General features: G+C 69.2%; 4 protein-coding genes and 1 pseudogene. 3 read left to right on the top strand and 2 right to left on the bottom strand.

Features of this window, described 5'->3' with window-relative positions:
* Nucleotides 1-423: 423 nt before the first annotated feature.
* Entirely contained in the window at nt 424-1,191 is a 768-nt protein-coding gene (locus IPL61_31055; protein ID MBK9035645.1) for a hypothetical protein, read from the top strand.
* Nucleotides 1,192-1,325: 134 nt separating this feature from the next.
* Here IPL61_31055 and IPL61_31050 read toward each other — a convergent pair whose 3' ends face one another.
* Complete coding sequence (locus IPL61_31050; GenBank protein MBK9035644.1) at nt 1,326-1,898, bottom strand: hypothetical protein; 573 nt, start codon at nt 1,896-1,898, stop codon at nt 1,326-1,328.
* Here IPL61_31050 and IPL61_31045 point away from each other — a divergent pair.
* The gene (locus IPL61_31045; protein MBK9035643.1) at nt 1,867-3,714 is read left to right on the top strand and encodes a hypothetical protein; all 1,848 of its coding nucleotides are present in this window, start codon (nt 1,867-1,869) and stop codon (nt 3,712-3,714) included. The two genes, IPL61_31050 and IPL61_31045, sit on opposite strands and share 32 nt — an antisense overlap.
* A 154-nt stretch (nt 3,715-3,868) precedes the next feature.
* Here the strand turns inward: IPL61_31045 and IPL61_31040 are convergent, their stop codons facing one another.
* The gene (locus IPL61_31040; GenBank protein ID MBK9035642.1) at nt 3,869-4,534 is read right to left on the bottom strand and encodes a hypothetical protein; all 666 of its coding nucleotides are present in this window, start codon (nt 4,532-4,534) and stop codon (nt 3,869-3,871) included.
* Between the two features lie 383 nt (nt 4,535-4,917).
* Here IPL61_31040 and IPL61_31035 point away from each other — a divergent pair.
* Nucleotides 4,918-6,124, top strand: a pseudogene (locus tag IPL61_31035) (IS256 family transposase).
* Nucleotides 6,125-6,151: the final 27 nt, after the last annotated feature.

The following is a 6,151-nucleotide window of genomic DNA, read 5'->3' as shown; positions in this document are numbered from 1 at the left end:
CCTCAAACTCGACGTCGAGTTCGATCGCACCTTCGTCCAGATCTACGAGGCGAACCTCCATGCGGCGCCCGGGTTCGATCACGACGCAGTCCCCCTCAGGCTCCAGGCCGATCGAGAGGCGCGCGTTCGTGCGATTCCAGAAATTCAACACGACAGCCCTGGGTTGGGTCATCCGTCTCCCTATGATTGACTGGATCGACGATCGCCTGCGGGAGCACGGATCGTAGTACGTCCTGGCGGCGCGGGCGGAGGCATTCTTGGTGGCGAGAGACGGTGGGGGACGGTGTCAACTTTGACAACTCTTGGGTGGGTCCGTACGTGAACTGGCATGACGTGCCGGATCAGCGTGAACTGGCATGACGTGCCGGATCAGGGCGCTGCGAACCAGGCGCGTGCGCGTCGAGATCGTGTACCGTGAGCGCGATGAAGCTCGTGCAGTCGCGCCGCCTCGTCGTCGGGGGATCGGCCTGGGACGTCGAGTGCGTGATCACCGTGCGCCTGGGGCCGGCCACCGCTGGCTACTTGCCCAAGCCGATCTCCGCTGTGCAGGTGCTCCTCGAGACGAGCGCGCTGGGCCCGACCTTCGCGCTCGCGCTCGAGCGCGCCAGACGCCTGACCGAGGCGACCCTCGACGGACGGGCGCTCCACGCGGTGATCCTCGAGCACGCCGACCTCCACTACGATCGCGACACCGGGCAGGAGACCCACGGGGCGCTCACCCTGCGTGCGGTGTTGACCGCGCCGCAGCCGCCGCCGTTCGCCCCCGACGATCGCGAGCTGGCCACGGCGCTCCGCCTCGCGAGCCACCGGCTCCAGGCGCCGATCCGCATCGACGACGTCACCACCACCGCGCGCTACTACCTGCTGCCGATCGCGCACATCGGGACGCTCGGGGTCTTCATCGATCGCCGCGACAGCAGCATGCACGAAGCGGGCTCCGGACTGCCGTGGGCGCAGTGGCTCTGGGGCTACGAGCGCGGGCTGCTGCACCACCCTCCCTGGGACCTGGTCATCGAGCGAGTCGACGATGACCGAGCCACGGCGGCCGTCACACGGTTCGCCGACGTCGACGCCGGCGACCTCCGCGATCTGCCGCGGGTGTTGCCTCGGGCCGCGACCTGGCACGCGATCGGACCGCTGCACGATGCCGGCGACGCGCTCGCCTGGGCCGCGCGCGCGCCGCAGGCCTGAGCCTGCGCGGGGACCGCTGGCTCGCGCCCGAACACCCCGCGGTCAGAGATCTACGACGGCCGGATACGGGGTGCGCGCGATCTAGGCGCGCGCGCCGCGATGACGGCAGCGGACCGCGCCGCGCGGCGGGTGCGTCAGTCGAAGCCGAACGACGCGTTCACCGACGGCACCAGCGCCGCGTGGCGGACCGGGCCGGTGGTCCGCAGCGCGGTCAGGCGCAGCTCGAGGCCGAAGCGGAGGTCGCCGTCGGGCTTCGGCCGCGCCGCGCCGCGATCGTAGCCGAGCGCGAGCACGCCGCCGACGCCGTGGCTGGGATCGGGGTCGTTCGCGGCGTGGTCGATCTCGGCGACGCCCGCCGTCGCGACCACGTGGAGACCAGAGCGCGCGCTCGGGTACCAGTCGACCGACGGGCCCATGACCGCGGCCATGAACGCCTGGCCGACCTCGACCTCGTCGCACCTCGAGTCGCGCGGCGCGCCGTTGAGCGAGATCGCGACGGCGCCGCCCACCAGCAGCCCCGGCGCGACCGTGCGGCCGACCCAGAACCCGCCGACCAGGGTGACCCCGTGAACCCGACAGCTGGGGCCTTCGTCGACGCCGACGCCCAGGCCCGGCGTCGCGCGCGCGAGGAAGCCGGTCGGCCGCCCGTCGGCCGCCGCGATCGTCGTCGAGGCCATGACGATCATCGCGGCGAGCTGTGCGCGCATTGCCTGCCAGCGTTGCAAGGCGAGGACCACCGCGCATCCCGCGGGAATGCTGCATCTGCCAGCAGGTGCTCTCGGTGGCGCCGCTGCCGATGGGCAGGTTCGCGGCGTAGTGCGTCGCGTAGCGCATCCGGTGCTTGCGGTGGCGGATGTAGCTGAGGGCGGCAGCGACCGCGCGGCGCGCAACGGTGCCACGGCCTGGGAGCTTCGCGGCGAGGCGGCGCAGCTTCCGCCAGATGGTGGCGATGGCGTCGTCGTCGCGCAGCAGCGCGTTGCGGTACCAGCCCTTCCAGTCGCGTGGATCGCCTTCGGGCTCGCAGGCATCGACGACCTCGTCGAGGTAGCCCATCAGGTGCTCGAAGTCGACGAGCACGACCGGGATCGCGGTCGACGGGAGCAGGCGGGTGAGCGCGTCCGGCAACGCGCGCAACTCGGGCGCCCCGTCCTGGACGCAGTGGATCGGCACCGCATGGTGCGTGCCCATGACCCACGCGACGTCCTTGGCGACCCGGCTCGCGATGGTCGCCGCGTCGGCGCTCGCCTCGGCTGCGTACCGCCACGTGCGCAGCTCGTCGCCCTTCCGGTCGTAGATGCTCATGCTCCCGACCCATGCCATTCGATAGTGGTGGTCCTTCGCCGGCGGCGGCGTCCGCTCGTACGGCTTGGTGCGGGTGGCTGGGCGCGCGGCGTCGGCGTCGGCCGGCTCGCTCATGCGCACCGCCATCCGATCGATGCCGCAGCTGACGGACCCCACGTCGGCCGGCAGGACGTCGACATCGCGCGCGGCCTGCTCGAGCCGCTCGATGTCACCGGCGATCTCGTCGCCCAGGTCGGTGGTTCGTTTCGCGAGGAACGCCCGGCTGGGTGGTGCGAGCCCGACGATGCGCAAGGTCCTGGCGACGCCACGGCTGCCAGCATCGGCCCCCAACTCGCCGACGATGCGCGCCATGTCCGGCGTCATCTGCTTGACGATCCCTGCCCGCAATTCGATCGGCTTGATCGTCGGGCCGTTGTGCACACCGACCTGCCGGTAGAGCGCCTCGTCGATGTGGTGGTCGCCCCAGCGACCGTGGTAGGTCGCCGACGAGGGCTGCGCGAGGCGCCGGTAGCGGTCGCCCTCGACCTCAACTTCGGGTGTGCATATGACCAGCGCGCGCAGCCGGACGTCGGCGCGCAACCAGAGCGCGTCGCTCGCGATCGCCGCCGCGGCATCCTGTTCCTGCTCGAACGTGGCCCCGGGTCCCAGCTGCTCCGCGATCTCACGATCGATGACCTCGGCGAGGCGACGTGCCGCGTCGCTCACGATCCGCACGGCGCCGGCGCCCACGGTCACCCGCCCGCTTTCGCGCCATCCGGGCGCCGCTGCGCGAACACCGCGGCCAGCTCCACCGCGATCGCGGCCGCCGCATCCTCCCGCTCTTCAAACGTCGCGTTCGGCCCCACCCGCGCCTCCACCTCCAGGTCGATCATCTCCGCCATCTTGACCGTCACAGGATCCAGTGATCGGGGGCGCCGGGGCTTGCTTGGCATGAACCTGAGCCTGATCCCGTTCCAGGCCACCCACAAGCCCGCGCAACCACCGGCTCAGGATCGGATCCGCCTTGTTCGCGCACGGCGAACTGGCGGCGGCGCTGCGCGCGCTGGCCGCCGTGGCGTACCGGCCGCCCGGCAGCACCGCCACGCGCCGGTTCGGCGCGTCGACGCTGGAGCGAGTCGATTCAAATGCGAACAGAAATGCAGCCACGACGCCGCCGATGCCATCTCCCCAGTAGATGTCCGTGATTCGCCTGCACCAATCTCTCCCTGCCAAGAAAGCTAGCGCCTCTTCTTTCATGTCGAGCAAGAGCGCGGTGTCCTCGTCGTCGTCACCCGCAAGCTCCGAGACTGAACGGACTGACTCTAATGGATGCTTGTGCGGAGGCACCGAGGAATCATGCATGTGCGCACATCCCCTCGTCAAGCGCTGGCCCCGGCTAGCCCTGGCCAGGCAGATTCCGAGGCTGCTGCGCCCAATGTCGGATACATGCCTTCGCACCGCCCAGTCGCTGTTGCCAGGCGCGCAACACATCGCATGTCCGTTCGTCGATCTCGGACAGCACGGCCTCACTCCAGAGCGCTCGATTGCGAGGCTCTGGCACGAACGAGCATTCATCAACGAGTTCAAGCACAGCACGGACGCCTGCGAGAGGCGGAGACAGCAGACGTCCATACCGCAGATATGACGCCAGAGTTCTGAGCTTGCCGACTGACTCGATGCCGCCACCGATCGACGCGCAGCACTCCAGGACCCGCAGAACCAGCTCATCGGCGGCGCAGAGGGGCAGCATCGTGGCCCCGTACGACTGATGCATCTCCTGCGACCTGGCGCTCGGATGCAGGGCTGGGAAGCCATCAGGTTCCAGGGCACCCAGCGCGGGGAGCCAGAATATCTCGACGTCCCACGGCAAGCATCGATCACCCGCCGTGCCGCAAACACAGACATCTTCCTGAGCATCCCAGTAGACGACCCAGCGCGGATCGTCGCTGCACCAGATCAGATCGTGCGAGCCATCAAAGCCAGCGTCTCGGGCCTCTTGCCAGTCGGACCGCGCGCCCGCCGGCGGTCCTACTGTACTGCCGGATCGGATCAGTCGCGCCATTCATGGCAATATTGAGAACGATAGCCGCACGGTCATCCTTCATGACCGCCCCGTCGGCAAGGGCCGTCCGCCAACCATCCGGAACGACGCGCTGCGGCAGCCTGCCGTCGAACAAAGTTGAGCTATTGGTCACGTAGACTCCGCTGCTGAAGACTCCTACTCGGGCATTCTAATCTTGATATCTGGCTTCTTGTCGTCGCCACATTTTCGGAAATCAGCAGTCGGACTCTTCGTCGAATCTGCGTTATTTCGAATTGTATACGTCTGCCCATCGGGTCCCGTCCAAGTAAGGTCGTGTCCCTATAGTTGTGTAGAAGCCGGTTTCTTGGGCTCCAAGAAAAGAAGGGGGAACCTCTTGGTTGCGACACCGAGGAGGAACCCCCATGAAGAAATCAAAACGATCCCTTCCGCTCCAGGCTACCCAGCTCGTGATCCCGACGCAAGAAGACTTCCAGCGTGACCTCGCGGCGCGCTGCCGGCTCGCGGTCCAACGGACGATCCAGGTCGCCCTCGACGAGGAGCTTGAGCGTCTGGTCGGCGCCGGGCCCTACGAGCGCAGCGACGAACGCGTCGACGTCCGCAACGGCGCCTACGGCCGCCGCGTCGTGACCACCAACGGCGAGGTCGGCGTTCGGGTCGGGCGCACCCGCGCCGGTGGGGCGGCAACCGCGCCGCTGGGGCGGTACCTCCGTCGCCGCCCCGAAATCGACGACGCCATCACCGAGACGTACGTGCGTGGCGCCTCGACCCGGGACATGGCGCCCATCACCCAAGCGCTGCTCGGCAAACGGGTCAGCCGCTCGACGGTGAGTCGCGTGACCCGCCGGCTCGGGGACGAGGTCGAGACGTTGCGCAAGGAGCCGATCACCGAGCCCGTCACGTACCTGTACATCGACGCCACGTTCATCGACGCGCGCTGGGCCCGCACCGTCGAGAACGTCTCCGCCCTGGTGGCGTACGGCGTCGGTCCCGATGGCCATCGTCGCCTCCTCGCCGTGCACGTCGGCACCCAGGAGTCCGAGGCGAGCTGGGCCGGCCTGCTCCGCGAGCTCGTCGAGCGCGGCCTCACCGGGGTCGGCCTGGTCATCGCCGACGCGCACGCCGGCCTGCTCCTCGCCGTGCGCAAGGCGTTGCCCGAGGCCCGCATGCAGCGCTGCACCGTCCACCTGATGCGCAACGTGCTCGCGCACGTGCCCACGCGCCACCAGAAGCGCCTCGGCCGCGAGCTCGTGGCCGTGCTCCACGCCGCCAGCCTCGTCGACGCCAAGAAAGCGCTGCGCAGTTTCCGCGACCGCTTCGCCGGCCAGTTCGCTGAGGCCGTCACCTGCCTCGAGAGCGGCTTCGTCGCCGCGACCCAGTACTTCGCCTTCCCCGAGGCGCACTGGCGTGCGCATCCGTACGAACAACGGCCTCGAGCGCCTCCACGGCGAGATCAAACGCCGCACCCGCGCCATCGGCGCCTTCCCCGACCGCGCCAGCGCCCTCCGCCTGATCACCACCGTCGCCCAGCAGTCGGTGTCCATCTGGCGCGACCGCATCTACCTCAACATGTCGCTGCTCGACAGCCACGACGTGGCTGCCGCCGCCTGACCCGCGACCTGGCCGTGCAACTCACCT

This window comes from Myxococcales bacterium, from assembly GCA_016717005.1.
GTDB lineage: Bacteria > Myxococcota_A > Polyangia > Haliangiales > Haliangiaceae > UBA2376.
Note: the sequence above shows the minus strand (reverse complement) of the source record. Positions and strands in the feature narration are given on the sequence as shown.